Genomic DNA, 18,420 nt, shown 5'->3' with positions numbered 1-18,420 from the left:
CAGAAATGAGCAGCATTGCCGGATGCGCCGCATCCGGCAGGTAGTTGCCAATCTTACCGACGACGCCCCAGCTTCACCGCTTTCAGCACCACAAATTTATTATTCGTAGCAATAGTGGTGCAGTTGCCGAAAATTTTCTTCAGTTTATGGAAGTAATCCAGATGGCGGTTGGCAACGATATACAGCTCACCGTTGATTTTCAGGCAGCGGCGGGCGTGGTGGAACATCTCCCAGGCGACGTTATCGGTCAGCGCATGTTGCTGATGAAACGGCGGGTTGCAGAGCACAGCATTAAAGCGGAAAGGCTCCACGCCGGAGAGCGCGTTGTTGATCATAAACTCGCAGCGATCCAACGCCTCTGGCATGTTGGTTTCAACGTTCAAACGGCTGGAAGAAACCGCCATCGGTGATTCATCGACAAACACCACTTTCGCCTGCGGGTTTTTATCGAGCAATGTCAGGCCAATAACGCCGTTACCACAGCCGAGATCGACAATCTCACCTTCGAGGTTCTCCGGCAGATGCTGCATAAAGAAGCGCGCGCCAATATCCAGCCCGGTGCGGGAGAAGACATTCGCGTGATTGTGGATAGTCCAGTCAGTACCTTCCAGCTTCCAGCTTAAGGTCTCCGGCGCATCGGCCAGCGTCGGCTCGTTGAAAGTGCAATTAATCAGGCGCGCTTTTTTCCATGCCAGCGTGGTGGTGGTCGGGCCGAGCACTTTTTCGAACAGTTCCAGCGTGGAAGTGTGAATGTCACGGGCTTTGGCACCGGCAATAATACGCGTATCCGACGTGACCACTTTGCGCAGCGCACGCAGTTGCTGTTCCAGCAATGCCAGTGTTTTCGGTACTTTGATCAGCACCACACCCGGCTGTTGCGGGTAGTCGGCAGTGCTGTCGAGAAACTTCACACTCGACTCATCAATCCCGTTGAGACGTAAATTCTCGCGCGTTGCCAGTTCGCTGATATACGAGTCGCCAATGCTGTACGGCTTATGTTCTGCCAGCGCACAGCTTAACGCGCCAAAGGCATCATTCAGGATCAACACCGGGCCGCAGATTTCTGTGTCGTCCAACTGTTGCAGCAGATATTCATCCGCCGCTTCCCACGCCTGTAGCGGGTTAACGTCATCCGTCGCCGGAAAACGTTGTAGTGTCAGTGAACGGAAACCGTTGTCTAAGTGGCTCATCGGCCCTCCTGAATGATAAAATTTCGACGTTGCCCCTGAAAAGGGTGCGTGAGTATACCCTTTTTCTCTTTTTCGTGGGCGGTTATGAGCAATCTTACTTATCTTCAGGGTTATCCCGAGCAGCTACTTTCCCAAGTGCGCACGCTGATTAATGAACAACGTCTGAGCGATGTGCTGGCAAAACGCTATCCGGGAACGCACGACTACGCCACCGATAAAGCCCTCTGGCAATATACCCAGGATCTGAAAAATCAGTTTCTGCGCAATGCCCCGCCGATCAATAAAGTGATGTATGACAACAAGATCCATGTGCTAAAAAACGCGCTCGGGTTACATACCGCTGTTTCTCGTGTGCAGGGCGGCAAGCTGAAAGCAAAAGCAGAGATCCGCGTCGCTACCGTGTTTCGCAACGCGCCGGAACCGTTTTTGCGCATGATCGTGGTGCACGAGCTGGCGCACCTGAAGGAAAAAGAGCATAACAAAGCGTTCTATCAATTGTGCTGCCATATGGAGCCGCAGTACCACCAGCTTGAGTTCGACACCCGGCTGTGGCTAACGCAGTTGTCGCTTGGGCAGGACAAAATCTGAAAATGATGCCAGGCGTTATATTTTCAACCATTAACGCCTAAAATCGACGCCCCTCTTTTCGTTAAGGATAACGACCATGCTGCGCGCATTTGCTCGCCTTCTTCGCCGCGTTTGTTTTTCTCGCCGGACTCTTAAAATTGCCTGTTTATTGTTGCTTGTGGCAGGAGCGACCATTTTTATCGCCGATCGCGCAATGGTCACCGCCAGCAAGCAGCTGACCTGGAGCGATATCAACGCCGTTCCGGCGCGTAACGTGGGTTTATTGCTGGGGGCGAGACCGGGTAATCGCTACTTTACCCGACGCATTGATACCGCAGCAGCGTTGTACCATGCCGGAAAAGTGAAATGGCTGCTGGTAAGTGGCGATAACGGACGTAAAAATTACGATGAAGCATCAGGCATGCAGCAGGCCTTGATCGCTAAAGGCGTACCGGCGAAAGTGATCTTCTGCGACTATGCCGGATTCTCAACGCTGGATTCGGTAGTGCGTGCCAAAAAGGTGTTTGGGGAAAACCATATCACCATTATTTCGCAAGAATTTCATAACCAACGCGCCATCTGGCTGGCAAAGCAATACGGCATTGATGCCATCGGGTTTAACGCGCCAGACCTGAATATGAAGCACGGCTTTTATACTCAGCTACGGGAAAAACTCGCCAGAGTCAGTGCGGTGATTGACGCGAAAATCCTCCATCGCCAGCCGAAATATCTTGGGTCATCGGTCATGATTGGTCCGTTTAGTGAGCATGGCTGCCCGGCGAAAGAATAATGCGTATCTGCGCACGTCGAAGATGAAAAAGGCGTGCTACATTGACGACAGAATCCCTTTATGGAGTATCCACGCGTTATGATACGTTTCGCTGTGATTGGCACGAACTGGATCACTCGTCAGTTCGTCGAGGCCGCCCATGAGAGCGGTAAATACAAGTTAACCGCCGTTTATTCCCGCAGCCTTGAACAGGCTCAGCACTTCGCCAATGATTTTTCTGTCGAGCATCTGTTTACATCGCTAGAAGCGATGACGGAAAGCGATGCCATTGACGCGGTGTATATTGCCAGCCCGAATGCCCTGCACTTTTCCCAGACACAACTTTTCCTTAGCCATAAAATTCATGTGATTTGCGAGAAGCCGCTGGCGTCGAATCTGGCGGAAGTGGATGCCGCCATTGCCTGCGCACGAGAAAATCAGGTGGTGCTGTTTGAGGCATTTAAAACCGCCAGCCTGCCGAACTTTCATCTGTTACGCCAGGTGCTGCCGAAAGTCGGCAAATTGCGTAAAGTCTTTTTCAACTACTGCCAGTATTCCTCGCGGTATCAGCGTTATCTGGACGGAGAGAATCCCAACACCTTTAACCCGGCGTTCTCTAACGGTTCAATCATGGATATCGGCTTTTACTGCCTGGCGTCGGCGGTGGCGTTATTTGGTGAACCGAAAAGCGTGCAGGCAACCGCCAGTTTGCTGGCAAGCGGCGTGGATGCCCACGGCGTGGTAGTGATGGATTACGGTGATTTCAGCGTTACGTTGCAGCACTCAAAGGTCAGCGATTCTGTGCTGGCAAGCGAGATTCAAGGCGAAGCGGGATCGCTGGTGATTGAAAAACTTTCTGAATGCCAGAAAGTCTGCTTTGTGCCACGCGGCAGCCAGATGCAGGATCTCACCCAACCGCAGCATATTAATACCATGCTCTACGAAGCAGAGCTGTTCGCTACCCTGGTGGATGAGCATCTGGTGGATCATCCAGGGCTGGCGGTCAGTCGCATCACCGCCAAACTGCTGACCGAGATTCGCCGCCAGACTGGGGTGATTTTTCCGGCAGATAGCGTAAAACTATAATTGCCAAAGTAAAACAGTGTAAAAGGTATGTAACAGACCATTGACTGGTTGAATGGTCTGTCATACTTTGTTACCTGCAAAGGGGAGTAACTTCATTGCCGGTCGATCGTCATTACGATGTGTGAAAAACCACATCCGGTCACCGGGCAACCCGAAAGGAATACGCAGACGTATTCCTTTTTTGTTGTAAGTGAGACCTTGCCGGAAGGCGAGGTCTATGCATAAAAAGCAGCGGCTGACGTCTTCCGACGTTGGCCGTTTTTTTTATGTGTAAGGAACTTCTATGAATACTGTCGGCACGCCGTTGCTATGGGGCGGATTCGCTGTTGTTGTCGCCATTATGCTGGCTATCGACCTGTTGTTGCAGGGGCGTCGTGGGGCACATGCCATGACCATGAAACAGGCTGCGGCCTGGTCGCTGGTCTGGGTGACGCTGTCGTTACTCTTTAACGCCGCTTTCTGGTGGTATCTGGTGCAGACACAGGGGCGCGAAGTCGCTGACCCGCAGGCGCTGGCCTTCCTCACGGGTTATCTGATTGAGAAATCGCTGGCGGTCGATAACGTCTTCGTCTGGTTAATGTTGTTCAGCTATTTCTCTGTTCCGGCGGCATTACAGCGCCGCGTGCTGGTGTATGGCGTGCTCGGGGCGATTGTTCTGCGTACCGTCATGATCTTCACCGGTAGCTGGCTGATTTCGCAGTTCGACTGGATCCTGTATATCTTCGGTGCATTCCTGCTGTTTACCGGCGTGAAGATGGCGCTGGCTCATGAAGATGAATCAGGAATCGGCGACAAGCCGCTGGTGCGCTGGCTGCGCGGTCATTTGCGCATGACCGACACCATCGACAACGAGCATTTCTTTGTGCGTAAGAATGGCTTGTTGTACGCCACCCCGCTGATGCTGGTGCTGATTCTGGTGGAGTTGAGCGACGTGATTTTCGCCGTGGATAGCATTCCGGCTATCTTCGCTGTTACCACCGATCCGTTTATTGTGCTGACCTCAAACCTGTTTGCGATCCTCGGCCTGCGTGCGATGTATTTCCTGCTGGCAGGCGTAGCAGAACGTTTCTCGATGCTCAAATATGGTCTGGCGGTGATTCTGGTGTTTATCGGTATCAAGATGCTGATTGTCGACTTCTACCATATTCCGATCGCCGTCTCGCTGGGCGTGGTGTTTGGCATTCTGGTGATGACGTTTATTATCAACGCCTGGGTGAATTATCGGCATGATAAGCAGCGGGTAGAATGATTTTTAATCTGCCTAAGCCGTGTACCCTGTCATCAACATGAGCACCGTTTTCTCCCTCTCCCTTCCAGGGAGAGGGTCGGGGTGAGGGTAATTTTTCGCACCAATGCTGGCCTGTTCCCCTCACCCTAACCCTCTCCCCAAAAGGGGCGAGGGGACTGACCGGGTACTTTTTTGACGTTGTCATCAGTCTGGAAGCCGCACGTTGGGCTTTATTTTTATGTCAAACAAATGTAACCATTAAGTTGCAAAACATGACCTCTCTTTAAAATCCAGCATTTTTCGCTTCCCGAAGCTGTAACTTTCCTTATACTCGACCTTGCAAACACTTTGTTACATCCTGAAAGATGCGTCGAAAGAACGTACCAGGGATGTACGACAACACAATGAAAGGATCGAAAAATGACTACGCAACATTCACCGGGGCTATTCCGGCGTCTGGCTCATGGCAGCCTGGTAAAACAAATCCTGGTCGGCCTTGTTCTGGGGATTATTCTGGCATGGTTCTCAAAACCGGCGGCTGAAGCTGTTGGTCTGTTAGGCACTTTATTTGTTGGCGCCCTGAAAGCCGTAGCACCCATCCTGGTGCTGATGTTGGTGATGGCTTCCATCGCTAACCACCAACACGGGCAGAAAACCAATATCCGCCCTATTCTGTTCCTCTATCTGCTGGGTACTTTCTCCGCCGCACTGGCCGCAGTCGTTTTCAGCTTCGCCTTCCCTTCTACCCTGCATTTGTCCAGTAGCGCAGGCGATATTTCGCCGCCGTCAGGTATTGTGGAAGTGATGCGCGGACTGGTAATGAGCATGGTTTCCAACCCCATCGACGCGCTGTTGAAAGGTAACTACATCGGGATTCTGGTGTGGGCGATTGGCCTCGGTTTCGCGCTGCGTCACGGTAACGAAACCACCAAAAACCTGGTCAATGATATGTCGAATGCCGTCACCTTTATGGTGAAACTGGTGATTCGCTTCGCACCAATCGGTATTTTTGGTCTGGTTTCTTCTACCCTGGCAACTACCGGTTTCTCCACACTGTGGGGCTACGCGCAACTGCTGGTCGTGCTGGTTGGCTGTATGTTGCTGGTGGCGCTGGTGGTTAACCCACTGCTGGTGTGGTGGAAAATTCGTCGTAACCCGTTCCCGCTGGTACTGCTGTGCCTGCGCGAAAGCGGCGTGTACGCCTTCTTCACCCGCAGCTCTGCGGCGAACATTCCGGTGAATATGGCGCTGTGCGAAAAGCTGAATCTGGATCGCGATACCTATTCCGTTTCTATTCCGCTGGGAGCCACCATTAATATGGCGGGCGCAGCAATCACCATTACGGTGTTGACGCTTGCTGCGGTTAATACGCTGGGTATTCCGGTCGATCTGCCTACGGCGCTGCTGCTGAGCGTGGTTGCTTCCCTGTGTGCCTGTGGCGCCTCCGGCGTGGCGGGGGGTTCTCTGCTGCTGATCCCACTGGCCTGTAATATGTTCGGTATTTCGAACGATATCGCCATGCAGGTGGTTGCCGTCGGCTTTATCATCGGCGTGTTGCAGGACTCTTGCGAAACCGCACTGAACTCTTCAACTGACGTGCTGTTCACTGCGGCTGTTTGCCAGGCAGAAGACGAGCGTCTGGCAAATAGCGCCCTGCGTAATTAATGTTTAACCCCTTTCGTCAACGGCGGAAGGGGTTTTCTCTACTTTAAATGGATCAATTCCCCTTTTCTGCATCCGCCAGAAACGAATAATATTCAGGCCATTCATCAGTAGAAAACTGCCCTCAATCATCGTGCCGCCAATCGACCCCGCCCAGAAGTTGTGAATCACCCAGCAACACGTTGAAAACCACATCACGCAGCGCATGGTCAGCCCTTTACAGCGGAACAGCGCCCAGGTACTGACAATCGTGCCAATAACCGGCAATAGTTCAACAGGATGATGGAACTTCGCCAGGCCGATTCCGCCAGTCAGCACAATAAATATCGCCATTACCCATAAGCTGCGCGTGCGTAAGGTAATCAACGTACGAATAGCATTAAGGATGGCACTGGCACCGGCAGGATAAGTGCCCAGGAGGAAAAAATGCACGCCAATAACGGCGCTATAGACCGAAAGCTGCTTTTTGAAGCGACGTTCGTCACGGTTAAAAAATGTAGTGATACCAATCAGAAAGGCGATGACACCCACGCCCTGGGCCAGCCAATACGCGGTCATGATAAATCCTTAACAGGTATGGAAAAGCAAACGGCGCTTCACATTATGAAACGCCGTTTTTTATTAACAACTCATTTCGACTTTATAGCGTTACGCCGCTTTTGAAGATCGCCAGTTCGCGGAAGTCGTTACGCTCGTTGCAAGTTTGCTTACCGTTGGCAAACTCAACGATGGTATCGATAAATTCTTCCAGCAACTGCGGCATCGCTTTTCCGTGAATCAACTGACCCGCGTCAAAGTCGATCCAGTGTTTTTTCTTCGCCGCCAGTTCACTGTTGGTGGCAATTTTCACCGTCGGCACAAAACCACCATACGGCGTACCGCGACCGGTACTGAACAGCACCATGTGACAGCCTGCGCCCGCCAGGGCACTGGTCGCTACGGCATCGTTACCCGGCGCGCTCAACAGGTTCAGTCCCGGCGTTTTCAGACGCTCGCCGTAACGCAGCACGTCAACCACTTCGCTGGAACCCGCTTTCTGAGTACAACCAAGTGATTTATCTTCCAGCGTGGTGATACCGCCCGCTTTGTTCCCCGGTGATGGGTTTTCGTAAATGGGCTGGTCATGAGCAATAAAGTACTGTTTGAAATCGTTGACCATGGTGACCAATTTTTCAAACGTTGCTTCGTCGCGGCAATGATCCATCAGCAACTGCTCTGCGCCAAACATCTCCGGCACTTCGGTCAGTACGGTAGTACCGCCGTTAGCAATCACGTAGTCAGAAAAACGCCCCAGCATCGGGTTAGCGGTAATACCAGAAAGACCATCAGAACCGCCGCACTCCAGACCAAACTTCAGTTCGCTGAGTTTGCCTGGCTCGCGTTTATCGTTGCGCATCACGTTATACAGTTGATGCAAATGCTCGATCCCGGCTTCGATCTCATCATCCTGCTGTTGGCAGATCATGAAATGAACGCGTTCAGGATCGATGTCCCCCAGCGTTTCACGGAAGACATCGACCTGATTGTTTTCACAGCCCAGACCAATCACCAGCACTGCGCCCGCGTTCGGGTGGCGCACCATGTTTTGCAGCATAGTGCGGGTATTGATGTGATCGTCACCCAGTTGTGAGCAGCCGTAGGTGTGGCTGAAGAGGAACACGCCGTCAGTACCTTCAGCGTTGTTGGTCTCTTTCAGGAAACGGTTCTGGATCTGCCGCGCGATGCCGTTGACACAGCCCACGGTTGGCAGGATCCACAGCTCATTACGCACCCCGACATCGCCGTTAGCGCGACGATAGATCTGCACTTCACGATCTGCCGCTTGTGCTGGCAGTTCGTGAAAATCAGGTTGATAGCGATACTGATCCAGATCGCTCAGATTCGTGCGCGTATTGTGGGCGTGAACGTGTTCCCCCGCCGCAATATCCGCCAGTGCATAACCAATCGGCAGGCCATATTTGATGACGTTGGCCCCTTTTGCGATATCCGTTAACGCAAATTTATGTCCTCGAGCGACATCCTGGCGCAGCGTAACGGTTTGGTTATCGACACTGACTTCTGTGCCTTCCGCCAAATCTGCTAAAGCAACCGCGACGTTATCCAGTGCATGGATCTTGATGTATTGCATATCAACCCCAGACCTTAGTTCAGTTCAATGGCGAAATAGTCACGCGCATTGTTAAAGCAAATGTTTTTCACCATCTCGCCCAGCAGGTTGATGTCCGCCGGTGCTTCGCCCGCTTCCACCCAGCGACCGATCATCTGGCACAGAATGCGGCGGAAGTATTCGTGACGGGTGTATGACAGGAAGCTACGGCTGTCAGTCAGCATACCGACAAAGCGGCTCAGCAGACCGAGCTGCGCCAGTTGGGTCATCTGACGTTCCATACCGTCTTTCTGGTCGTTAAACCACCAGCCGGAACCGAACTGCATTTTGCCCGGCATACCTTCGCCCTGGAAGTTACCGATCATGGTGCCCAGCACTTCGTTATCGCGCGGGTTCAGGCAGTAGAGAATGGTTTTCGGCAGCAGGTTTTCTTCGTTCTGTTTGCTCAGCAGTTTAGACAGCTCTTCTGCCATCGGACGGTCGTTGATGGAGTCAAAACCAACATCCGGCCCCAGCAGTTTGAACTGACGCAGGTTGTTATTACGCAGAGCGCCGATGTGGTACTGCTGCACCCAACCGCGACGTGCGTATTCGGCACCAAGGAACACCAGCACCGCAGTTTTAAACTGTGCCACTTCGTGCTCACTCAGGGTTTCGCCTGCCAGGCGGCGTGCCAGAATGCTGTCCAGTTCCGCTTCGTTCGCTTCAGCAAACATCACCACATCCAGCGCGTGGTCAGACACTTTACAGCCGTGAGCGGCGAAGTGATCCAGACGTTTGGTCAGGGCGGTTTGCAGGTCTGCAAAGCGGCGAATGTCGGTATCAGAAACTTCACCCAGCTTCGCCATATAGTCGTTAAAGGTCGCCTGTTCGATGTTGAAGGCTTTATCCGGACGCCAGCTCGGAAGCACTTTAATGGTGAAAGAGCCATCTTTGGCGATCTCTGCGTGATGCTCCAGAGAATCGATCGGGTCATCAGTAGTACCGACCATTTTCACGTTCATCTGCTGCATGATGCCGCGCGCGGAGAAGTTATCCTGCGCCAGCAGTTCGTTACATTCGTTCCAGATTTCATCGGCAGTCGACGGAGACAGCAGTTTGCCCGTGATACCGAACGGACGACGCAGTTCGAGGTGCGTCCAGTGGTATAACGGGTTGCCGATAGTGTGCGGAACGGTCGCCGCCCAGGCGTCAAACTTTTCACGGTCAGAGGCATCACCGGTACACAGGCGTTCAGCTACACCATTGGTGCGCATTGCACGCCATTTGTAGTGATCGCCTTTCAGCCAGATGTCATACAAATTCTTAAAGCGATAGTCTTCTGCAATCTGCTGCGGCGGCAAATGGCAGTGGTAGTCGAAAATCGGCTGGTCTTTTGCGTAGTCGTGATACAGACGGCGGGCAAATTCAGTATCTAACAGGAAATCTTCAGTCATAAACGGAGTCATTATCGTCTTCCTCTTAACGAGTGAGCTAGCTTGCTTATGGTGCGATGCTGACAAAGTTATCACACCAATTTCCAGAGCCAGAAGATATTTTCGTGAGTTAGATCAATAAACGTAGTTAAAAAAATTACTCTCAAAGTGGTAAATATCGCTGCAAGCCGCGCCGTTACTGGCCTCGCTATCATCGTGTAATGTCCCTACAAATATTCGCACATTTGTGATGGCTCTCACCTTTTAAAGTTGTATGACAAGTTATCTTTTTGCCGTCGCAAATAATAAGTCGACGGAATGCAAATTGCCGATTCATTCTCTGGATGGATTGGATTGACCGGTACGGAAGCCGAATTAGCACGAAACTTTCATGGCAACGTTCGGGGCGTGCCGGTTTTTTTTTCGGTTACCCGGTCGTAAGTAACATCTTCAGCCTCTGGCGGGATGATGGCCGCGATTACTGCGGATATAACAAAACGATGAGGTTTTACATGCGTAAAATTAAAGGGTTACGTTGGTATATGATCGCACTGGTGACGCTCGGCACCGTGCTCGGTTACCTGACGCGTAACACTGTGGCGGCAGCTGCGCCAACTCTGATGGAAGAGTTAAACATCTCCACCCAACAGTATTCCTACATCATCGCAGCTTATTCTGCTGCTTATACGGTCATGCAACCGGTAGCGGGTTATGTACTGGATGTTCTGGGTACAAAAATCGGTTACGCGATGTTTGCCGTGTTGTGGGCTGTGTTCTGTGGCGCTACCGCGCTGGCAGGTAGCTGGGGCGGCCTGGCGATTGCTCGTGGTGCGGTAGGTGCTGCTGAAGCAGCAATGATCCCAGCGGGTCTGAAAGCCAGTTCCGAATGGTTCCCGGCGAAAGAGCGTTCCATCGCAGTAGGTTACTTTAACGTTGGTTCTTCAATTGGTGCGATGATTGCACCGCCGCTGGTGGTATGGGCAATTGTGATGCACAGCTGGCAGATGGCATTTATCATCTCCGGTGCGCTGAGCTTTATCTGGGCGATGGCATGGCTGATTTTCTATAAACACCCGCGCGACCAGAAACATCTGACTGATGAAGAACGCGAATACATTATTAACGGTCAGGAAGCCCAGCACCAGGTTGGCACGGCGAAGAAAATGTCCGTTGGTCAGATCCTGCGTAACCGTCAGTTCTGGGGTATCGCGCTGCCGCGTTTCCTGGCTGAACCGGCGTGGGGGACTTTCAACGCGTGGATCCCACTGTTCATGTTTAAAGTTTACGGCTTTAACCTGAAAGAGATCGCGATGTTCGCCTGGATGCCGATGCTGTTTGCTGACCTCGGTTGTATCCTCGGTGGTTACCTGCCGCCGCTGTTCCAGCGTTGGTTTGGCGTGAACCTGATCGTCTCCCGTAAGATGGTAGTCACGCTGGGTGCGGTGCTGATGATTGGCCCAGGTATGATCGGTCTGTTCACCAATCCATATGTGGCGATTATGCTGCTGTGTATCGGTGGTTTTGCTCACCAGGCACTGTCTGGCGCACTGATTACGCTCTCTTCTGACGTGTTCGGTCGTAACGAAGTGGCAACGGCAAACGGTCTGACCGGGATGTCCGCATGGCTGGCAAGTACGCTGTTTGCCTTGGTTGTTGGTGCTCTGGCTGACACCATCGGCTTCAGCCCGCTGTTCGCAGTGCTGGCAGTGTTCGACCTGTTAGGCGCGCTGGTTATCTGGACGGTATTGCAGAACAAACCGGCGATTGAGGTGGCGCAGGAAACACATAACGATCCCGCCCCGCAACATTAACGCTTAGCGTGAGTTTTAATGTCGAAGCCGCCTGTTCAGGCGGCTTCGTTGTTTATGCGTTTGTCCGGCCTGGAGGGTTAATTGATGGTTGGTAGAGATGGAGTAAAAATTACCGATAGTTTCCCCATGTAATACCCTGCCTGTTTATCCATCACGCTAAATTTATCGACCGCCAGGGTTAATGGCGTCGGCACACACATGACAGCGTAACGAATTCCTGGCAGCACAACCGGACGAACGCGCTTCAGGTTGATGCTGTTCCAGACCATATTTTCATTGTTGCGAACATCAATTTGCCCGCCCGTTTCCGGGTTATACATTTTTACCCGGTAATCAATGCGTTCTGAGGCATCTGTCGATATTCCTCCCTGACGATAAATCGAGAAGTCGCCATCTCTTCGCCCGGCAGCCGGGCGACCTTCATCTTTAAGCTGGATTTCATAACTGATGGCGTTGCCGTTAAAACCATCGTACAGGCACATATCCAGCGTGGTCAGATCCTGAGCATAGTTACTGCCATTGACGCTCCCCGTCGGGTGTAGATCCAACTGTACCCGTGGCGTGGCGTGGGCAAACTCCGGAAAGAAGATATCGATATGGTTGGGATCGAGCGTATTAAGCGTGATATCCGCAAAATAATCTGCTCCAGGGTAGGTAAAATGCATTTTAACGGAACCTTCCCAGACGCCACCAATCGGTAATTTTTTCATTTCTGCTTGCTCAAGATAGAGCGTTAACAGTTTTACATTGGCATTATAAGCACCGCTATTAGCTATACATCGACGAGTAGTTGTACTATCTAAAGGGAATTGCGCCGACCAGCCATCACAGTCCCCTCCTGGATTGCGGACCACAAAATTCGTATATCCTTTAAGGTTAACTGGCCAACGCATACCACTGCGCTTTTCTGTCATATAAATTTTCACGTTTGAATAATTACCAGATGGTGTACAAATCTGCTGTCGATCAGGAAAATTGCACTGATAACTTGACCATGCGGTGTCGTAGTTTATAGCAGGGGGTTCTTCCTTGTTCCAGATGTAATAATCTGCCCTGCCGACTGCCAAATCATAAGTAATTTCAGCCGTAACGTTGGGCGATGCCTGAACACCTGCAACCGAGCCCAAAAAGCAAAATAGTATGGCAATCAATCGCTTTCTCATGGTGCAACCTCCCTTTGCGCCGTTTGTACGCTCTCACGTAATTTAGGCTGTTTTAACTGCGCCTGAACCTGAATCGACTCTGGCAATTGCGAATAACTCACGACGCTACAAGTCACATCGCCGCTGTAACGAATGCTGGCGCGTTTCTTCACAACAGTCAGCGGACATTTAAGGAATTCGTGTCCGGAAAGCAGATACAATTCTTTATCATTGCCGCTAATTTCCAGCGTAAATCCGCCATCTTCAGCCACCAATAACATGGTGCTGTTCAGACCAATCAGCGGGAATTTCTCTACTGATGCTGGTAATAACAAGCGACCAATATAGTTGTAGTTAAAGCTGGCAGTGACTTCGCGATAACGTAACTTACCGGGCAGCAACATTAATTCCCGGTTTCCCGCGCCATTGATAATATTGGTTGTTCCCTGCTGGTTGCCCTGGTTGCTGTCCCTGACGTCAACAAAGCCCGACTGGAATCCAGCATAGGGGAACAACACACTGTCACTTTGACCAAGTTGCAGAGTTCTGCTGCCCGCAACCCGAGCTTCGAATTGCAGATCCTGGCTCTCTTCATCCTGTTCAGTAAATCCTTTTACATCGACTAATACAGCGCCGAGCAGATCATCTGTTCCACTGGCTCCCAGATTAATTCCGTAACGACTCACCGCCAGTGTGGAACTGTAAGACCCTGTAAAGGCAGAGAGATGATCATGATTCTTGCGATCGTAACTGTCTGATACGGTGCCGTAGAGATTACCGTATTGACCATCCCAGCGACCGTTAACCGCGCTGTTTATGGTATCGGTGTTCAGACCACCGACGGTCACGCCAAGTTCTTTATGGCTGAATGAATCGTTATAAAAGGTATGCGATAACTGCCATGAAGTTTGGTCGCCATCCTGATCGCTATAGCGATAGTCAGTCGAAACATTGGTTGAGTGACTGTTATTATTGCTGTCCATCGTTGGTGTATCAGATAACGAAAACGATAAGTACAATCCGTTGTCGTCGTTATCTCCGCCGTTGTCGTTACGATGGAAAACCCCGACAGAAGTGCTCAAAATCCAGTCACGCATTACAAAAGCGCGAGACGCGCTAAGCTGTACGGTTTCAGAAATACTTTGCGCAGAAGTCTGGCGAAGATAGTTATTTTCAAAACTCTGCTGTTTGTCCCAGCGTAAGCTGTCGTCGGTGTTATTTTGCGTGCGGGTATAACCCAGCATCATGTTCCAGCCGATAAGATTCTGTGAAATCGTAGCGGATATGCTTTCATAACAGCTTAAGGCGTTGTAGCTATCTCTGCTGTCGGTTGTACAAGCATCTCCGTCGGAGTTGGTACGATAAAAGCCCAGCGTCGGCCATCCCGAATTACTCCAGTTAACCTGCTGCATATCACCTTTGCCGCCATCGTCATTGCGGAACAGACTGGCACCTATGGCAAGATTCCCCACCCCGCCTAAATCCGCCGTCCAGTTATTACCTAACTCGAAAGCATTCACATCATCGGCATTCGCCAGCCCTGCGTAGAGCTCATATTGTGGATGTAACGGCAGGCGAAAACCCAGTTGATAAGCTGAACTTTCGTCATCGGCAGCCTGGGAGGTGGTTTTACCGGCCTGTAAGAACCACTGCGCATTTCCGTCCGTCAGCCCCCCTGTTTTGGTAAAAGGGACAAGTTCAGTGCGGGTGAGTTGGTTGTTCTCATAAACTTTTAACGCTACGCTGTAGCTGCCTGGCGGAAAGGAACCAGTATCAATAAATTGCGAACCACTATTGAGATAAAACGATCCCAGAAGTTGTTCATTACGATAAGCGTCAACACGAGAATTGCGCGAAAGCAGGACCATTACTGGCGTTCCTTGCTGACTCTGCGCCTGGTTTAAATAACTGAGTGTTGACCCGATACGCATTCCATCGATTGCACCGAGTGGCAGAAAGTTAAAAGTAAAATTCCCGCCTTGTGCATTAAATAGCGTGCGGTTGTCCATTCGCCCCGCCTGCAAATAATAACGACGTAAAAAATCATAACGATAATAGAGATCGCTGACATCAGCATTATTATCGCTGACATCTTCTGCCTCATAGCCATTGAAATTCCAGTGCCCGCCAATATAACTATTCTCTGTGACACCCAGCGCACCATTGCCCTGAATGGAGAACGATTGGTAATCATCCTGCACCAGCACGTTAATATCCTGCTGATGAATAAATGCATTAATCGCGTTTCTGTCTGGATTTAAATATAGCGATTTTGAATTTAACGAGGAACTCCATTGGGGATTCAGAAAGAGGGTGGCGGAACTCTCTTCATCATTAAAAATAATGTCAACAGAATCGGTATTGAGAAAGCCACATCCTGAATCGGTCTGCGCAAAACCACAAGCCAGTTCACCATGACGCGCCAGTGGTTGTGCCAGTCTCGCTTTTACGGCTTGAGTGATTTTTTGGTCTTTGGTATCCAGCTCCAGCTTATTATATAAACTTGCTGAATCCAGAAATGTTACCGCATCAAGATTAACCATTGCATAATATTTACCGAGACTTTTCCCGGCATAATAGACTTCAATATACTCCTGCTGTCCCTGCGCAATAACCTCAAACCCAGCGGGAATTTTAGTTAATGCTGCCTTTGCCGGGCTGAGACTCGCCAGGATCAAAAGAGCCAGTAATTTTTTATCCATGGCAACCCTGTAATCCATAACAACGACTAAAATAGTTAAAATAAGGGAGGACAAGCCCCCCTTTATTACGTATTAATTCTGTTATCCGGATTAGATATCCTGGGACAGATAGATGCTTACCACGCCACGGTAAATACCGGTTTCCAGTACACCTTTGGTGGTCTGAGCAAACATCAGGTTTTTAGCCAAAGAACCGTTGGTTAAAGCATCGGAAGCAAAAATTTTGGTTGCTTCAAAAGTGGTAGCGGCATCGGACTTGATTTCAGTACCACCCCAGGTCACAGTCAGCGGAACAGTTTTGCTGCCGTCCAGGTTATGAACCAGTTGCGCAGGGGAAACCAACTGCATTTTAATGTCTTTAGTCACATCGTTAGACCAAATTTTAGTCATCAACTGATAAGATTGCAGACCCTGACCCGGCAGATATTGCATTTCAACTGCTTTCGGCAGTGCGCTGTTATCGGTTTGCGTCATATCCAGAGCGGCATCAACGTTAGCTGTTACAGTAATATCTTTTTGTACTGCTAACGCGGAGCCTGCTACAGAGAATAACGCTGCTACCAGAAGAGATTTTGCAAATGCCTTTTTCATTACTATTCCTTCGTTTATGACAATGATAATTAATGGATCGCTAGCTCAAACTCGCCATTATCCTTAGTGATCCAGTTATTATATTTGACAACGATCTTGTCGTAGCCAGATATGCTTTCAAGATTTATTTCCTGACCAGGGAAGATATTTTTATTTACGGTCTGCATCTTACAATTATCTTTGCTATTATTTTTGCAATAAGCGATCGTTAAAAGTTTTAAACGTTGATTCCCTGCATTAAATAATTTTTTGGCAGGATTTACTTCTAACTTAGCAATAGGTTGTTGGGGTGGAACACTAACAACAATCCCCCAAATCAAGTTAACTGTTAACTGCATAGAGAGATCTTTTTTATCTGTGGCAACGTCATCAATACTGGGAACTGCTTCAAATTTAACGCGGTAATTTTTCTCTTTTTGCTCTGGTTCCATTGCGACAAAGCGCACGGTTTTGCTGCTACCGGCTGGTAAGGCGAATTTGGGTGGCATAACGACCAGATGATTTGCATCACCGGATTTAATCTCAACTTCATTTTCCTGAGGCGTCGATGGATTATCGATACGGAATACTGTCGCCTTGATATACTGAACTTCATTACTTTTAGATATTACACGAACGTTGCCTTCACCCTGACTATTAATAGAAACAGCCATAGGATAAACAGTCATATTTGACTGTGCAAAAAAAGGAGCGAACACGAATAAAAGCGGCGTAAGCCGTGATAAGAGTTTAATTTTCGCCACCATATAGAATTAATCTTACAAAATTGTTTCAAAAAAGTTAGTGCATTAGAAATGTAGATTTATTGTAAGTCAATATAAAAAAGCATTTTTAGTTAATATTAATTTAAAAAGCGAAAAATTAAGTTACTGAAACATAGTAATTTTCACAATATCGACGCTTAATTTTTAGGAATTTATAAATATTCACAATGTTAATTAAATACATTATTTCAATCACCATATCTATATATGAACAATGGCATACCCATAAATAAAGTGGTATGATAACTTTGTCCGCATTCCATTCCGGGAGACGCATATGGAAATCTCTGAACCACGCCGTTTGTACCAACAACTTGCTGCTGACCTGAAAGAGCGCATTGAGCAGGGCGTCTATCTGGTGGGTGATAAACTGCCCGCCGAACGTTTTATTGCCGATGAAAAAAACGTCAGCCGAACGGTAGTTCGTGAAGCCATCATCATGCTGGAAGTTGAAGGCTATGTGGAGGTGCGTAAAGGTTCAGGTATTCACGTGGTTTCCAACCAGCCGCGCCATCAGCAGGCGGCTGACGATAATATGGAATTTGCCAATTACGGCCCGTTTGAACTGCTACAAGCTCGCCAGCTTATCGAGAGCAATATTGCCGAGTTTGCCGCAACCCAGGTGACCAAGCAGGACATCATGAAATTGATGGCCATCCAGGAGCAGGCTCGCGGCGAACAATGCTTCCGCGATTCCGAGTGGGATTTGCAGTTCCATATTCAGGTTGCCCTGGCGACGCAGAACTCAGCCCTGGCAGCCATCGTTGAGAAGATGTGGACCCAGCGTAGCCATAACCCGTACTGGAAAAAACTCCACGAACACATTGATTCCCGTACCGTCGATAACTGGTGTGATGACCACGATCAGATCCTTAAGGCGTTAATTCGCAAAGATCCCCATGCCGCTAAGCTGGCAATGTGGCAGCATCTGGAAAACACCAAGATAATGTTATTTAACGAAACCAGCGACGATTTCGAGTTCAACGCCGACCGTTACCTGTTCGCAGAAAACCCGGTTGTGCATCTGGATACGGCCGCCAGCGGCAGCAAATGAAATTCCCATCGGGCAGGCGCTACAACGCGCCTGTACGCTTTGTCAGTAAGCAAAAAGTATAAAGTGTCAGCCTGTGTAAATCCTCTCGCCACCCTCCCCTGCAATCAGCAAAATCAGACTCCACGGACATGTAATTTTGATAACGAACAACGTTGACCTTTGTTACAATTAGATTCAATTTGAATTTATGCTATTAAATGTTTTCTTATCTCACGTTTTAACAGGGAATAGTTCAGGCCGTGTTGGTGCTCCGACCCGCAATCCATACAAAAACAGCAATAATCTGGCGGGAGTGCATCATTTAAAACCGGCGTGGCGTTAACCGATTCACC

General features: G+C 49.7%; 16 protein-coding genes. 8 read left to right on the top strand and 8 right to left on the bottom strand.

What is annotated here, in order from left to right:
* Nucleotides 1-53: 53 nt before the first annotated feature.
* On the bottom strand, nt 54-1,190 hold the full coding sequence (gene rlmG / locus A7Z06_RS01800) for a 23S rRNA (guanine(1835)-N(2))-methyltransferase RlmG (protein ID WP_000018655.1): 1,137 nt from the start codon (nt 1,188-1,190) through the stop codon (nt 54-56).
* A gap of 84 nt (nt 1,191-1,274) precedes the next feature.
* Between rlmG and A7Z06_RS01795 the strand changes: the two genes are divergently transcribed.
* From A7Z06_RS01795 to sstT, 5 genes are all read left to right on the top strand, one after another.
* Entirely contained in the window at nt 1,275-1,778 is a 504-nt protein-coding gene (locus A7Z06_RS01795) for a M48 metallopeptidase family protein (protein WP_105279318.1), read from the top strand.
* Nucleotides 1,779-1,854: 76 nt separating this feature from the next.
* Entirely contained in the window at nt 1,855-2,547 is a 693-nt protein-coding gene (locus A7Z06_RS01790; RefSeq protein ID WP_000942567.1) for a SanA/YdcF family protein, read from the top strand.
* Between the two features lie 78 nt (nt 2,548-2,625).
* Nucleotides 2,626-3,612: a Gfo/Idh/MocA family protein gene (locus tag A7Z06_RS01785; protein ID WP_024165223.1), complete on the top strand. Its 987-nt coding sequence runs from the start codon at nt 2,626-2,628 to the stop codon at nt 3,610-3,612.
* Nucleotides 3,613-3,895: 283 nt separating this feature from the next.
* Nucleotides 3,896-4,861, top strand: a complete 966-nt coding sequence (gene alx, locus A7Z06_RS01780) for a TerC family membrane protein Alx (RefSeq protein WP_001098822.1) — start codon at nt 3,896-3,898, stop codon at nt 4,859-4,861.
* 399 nt (nt 4,862-5,260) lie between these two features.
* Complete coding sequence (gene sstT / locus A7Z06_RS01775) at nt 5,261-6,505, top strand: serine/threonine transporter SstT (protein WP_000211390.1); 1,245 nt, start codon at nt 5,261-5,263, stop codon at nt 6,503-6,505.
* A gap of 3 nt (nt 6,506-6,508) precedes the next feature.
* Here sstT and A7Z06_RS01770 read toward each other — a convergent pair whose 3' ends face one another.
* The 3 genes from A7Z06_RS01770 to uxaC all read right to left on the bottom strand — a co-directional run bounded on the left by A7Z06_RS01770 (nt 6,509) and on the right by uxaC (nt 10,057).
* Nucleotides 6,509-7,060: a YgjV family protein gene (locus tag A7Z06_RS01770; protein ID WP_000128138.1), complete on the bottom strand. Its 552-nt coding sequence runs from the start codon at nt 7,058-7,060 to the stop codon at nt 6,509-6,511.
* Between the two features lie 82 nt (nt 7,061-7,142).
* Entirely contained in the window at nt 7,143-8,630 is a 1,488-nt protein-coding gene (uxaA, locus tag A7Z06_RS01765; RefSeq protein ID WP_001199359.1) for an altronate dehydratase, read from the bottom strand.
* Between the two features lie 14 nt (nt 8,631-8,644).
* A complete protein-coding gene (uxaC, locus tag A7Z06_RS01760) occupies nt 8,645-10,057 on the bottom strand; it encodes a glucuronate isomerase (RefSeq protein ID WP_000187442.1) in 1,413 nt (470 codons plus the stop codon).
* Nucleotides 10,058-10,536: 479 nt separating this feature from the next.
* Between uxaC and exuT the strand changes: the two genes are divergently transcribed.
* Nucleotides 10,537-11,835, top strand: a complete 1,299-nt coding sequence (gene exuT / locus A7Z06_RS01755; RefSeq protein WP_024165155.1) for a hexuronate transporter ExuT — start codon at nt 10,537-10,539, stop codon at nt 11,833-11,835.
* A gap of 77 nt (nt 11,836-11,912) precedes the next feature.
* On the opposite strand, the gene A7Z06_RS01750 is transcribed toward exuT, so the two are convergent.
* The 4 genes from A7Z06_RS01750 to A7Z06_RS01735 form a co-directional block, all read right to left on the bottom strand.
* Nucleotides 11,913-12,998: a CfaE/CblD family pilus tip adhesin gene (locus A7Z06_RS01750; RefSeq protein WP_024165154.1), complete on the bottom strand. Its 1,086-nt coding sequence runs from the start codon at nt 12,996-12,998 to the stop codon at nt 11,913-11,915.
* Nucleotides 12,995-15,679, bottom strand: a complete 2,685-nt coding sequence (locus A7Z06_RS01745; RefSeq protein ID WP_000358689.1) for a TcfC E-set like domain-containing protein — start codon at nt 15,677-15,679, stop codon at nt 12,995-12,997. Before A7Z06_RS01745 ends, A7Z06_RS01750 begins: the two co-directional genes overlap by 4 nt.
* A 90-nt stretch (nt 15,680-15,769) precedes the next feature.
* Nucleotides 15,770-16,270, bottom strand: coding sequence for a CS1 type fimbrial major subunit (locus A7Z06_RS01740; protein WP_000708860.1), 501 nt, complete (start codon nt 16,268-16,270; stop codon nt 15,770-15,772).
* Nucleotides 16,271-16,299: 29 nt separating this feature from the next.
* Nucleotides 16,300-17,016: a fimbria/pilus periplasmic chaperone gene (locus A7Z06_RS01735; protein ID WP_000225830.1), complete on the bottom strand. Its 717-nt coding sequence runs from the start codon at nt 17,014-17,016 to the stop codon at nt 16,300-16,302.
* A 295-nt stretch (nt 17,017-17,311) separates the two neighbouring features.
* Here A7Z06_RS01735 and exuR point away from each other — a divergent pair, with 295 nt between their 5' ends.
* On the top strand, nt 17,312-18,088 hold the full coding sequence (exuR, locus tag A7Z06_RS01730; RefSeq protein ID WP_000406033.1) for a transcriptional regulator ExuR: 777 nt from the start codon (nt 17,312-17,314) through the stop codon (nt 18,086-18,088).
* A gap of 187 nt (nt 18,089-18,275) precedes the next feature.
* Nucleotides 18,276-18,410 (top strand): hypothetical protein, encoded by a 135-nt coding sequence (locus A7Z06_RS22355; protein ID WP_432758335.1) that lies wholly within the window; start codon nt 18,276-18,278, stop codon nt 18,408-18,410.
* Nucleotides 18,411-18,420 lie beyond the last annotated feature (10 nt).

The sequence above is a fragment of the Escherichia sp. MOD1-EC6819 genome (assembly GCF_002965765.1).
Classification (GTDB): Bacteria; Pseudomonadota; Gammaproteobacteria; order Enterobacterales; family Enterobacteriaceae; genus Escherichia; species Escherichia ruysiae.
This window is presented reverse-complemented; position numbering and strand designations above follow the sequence as displayed.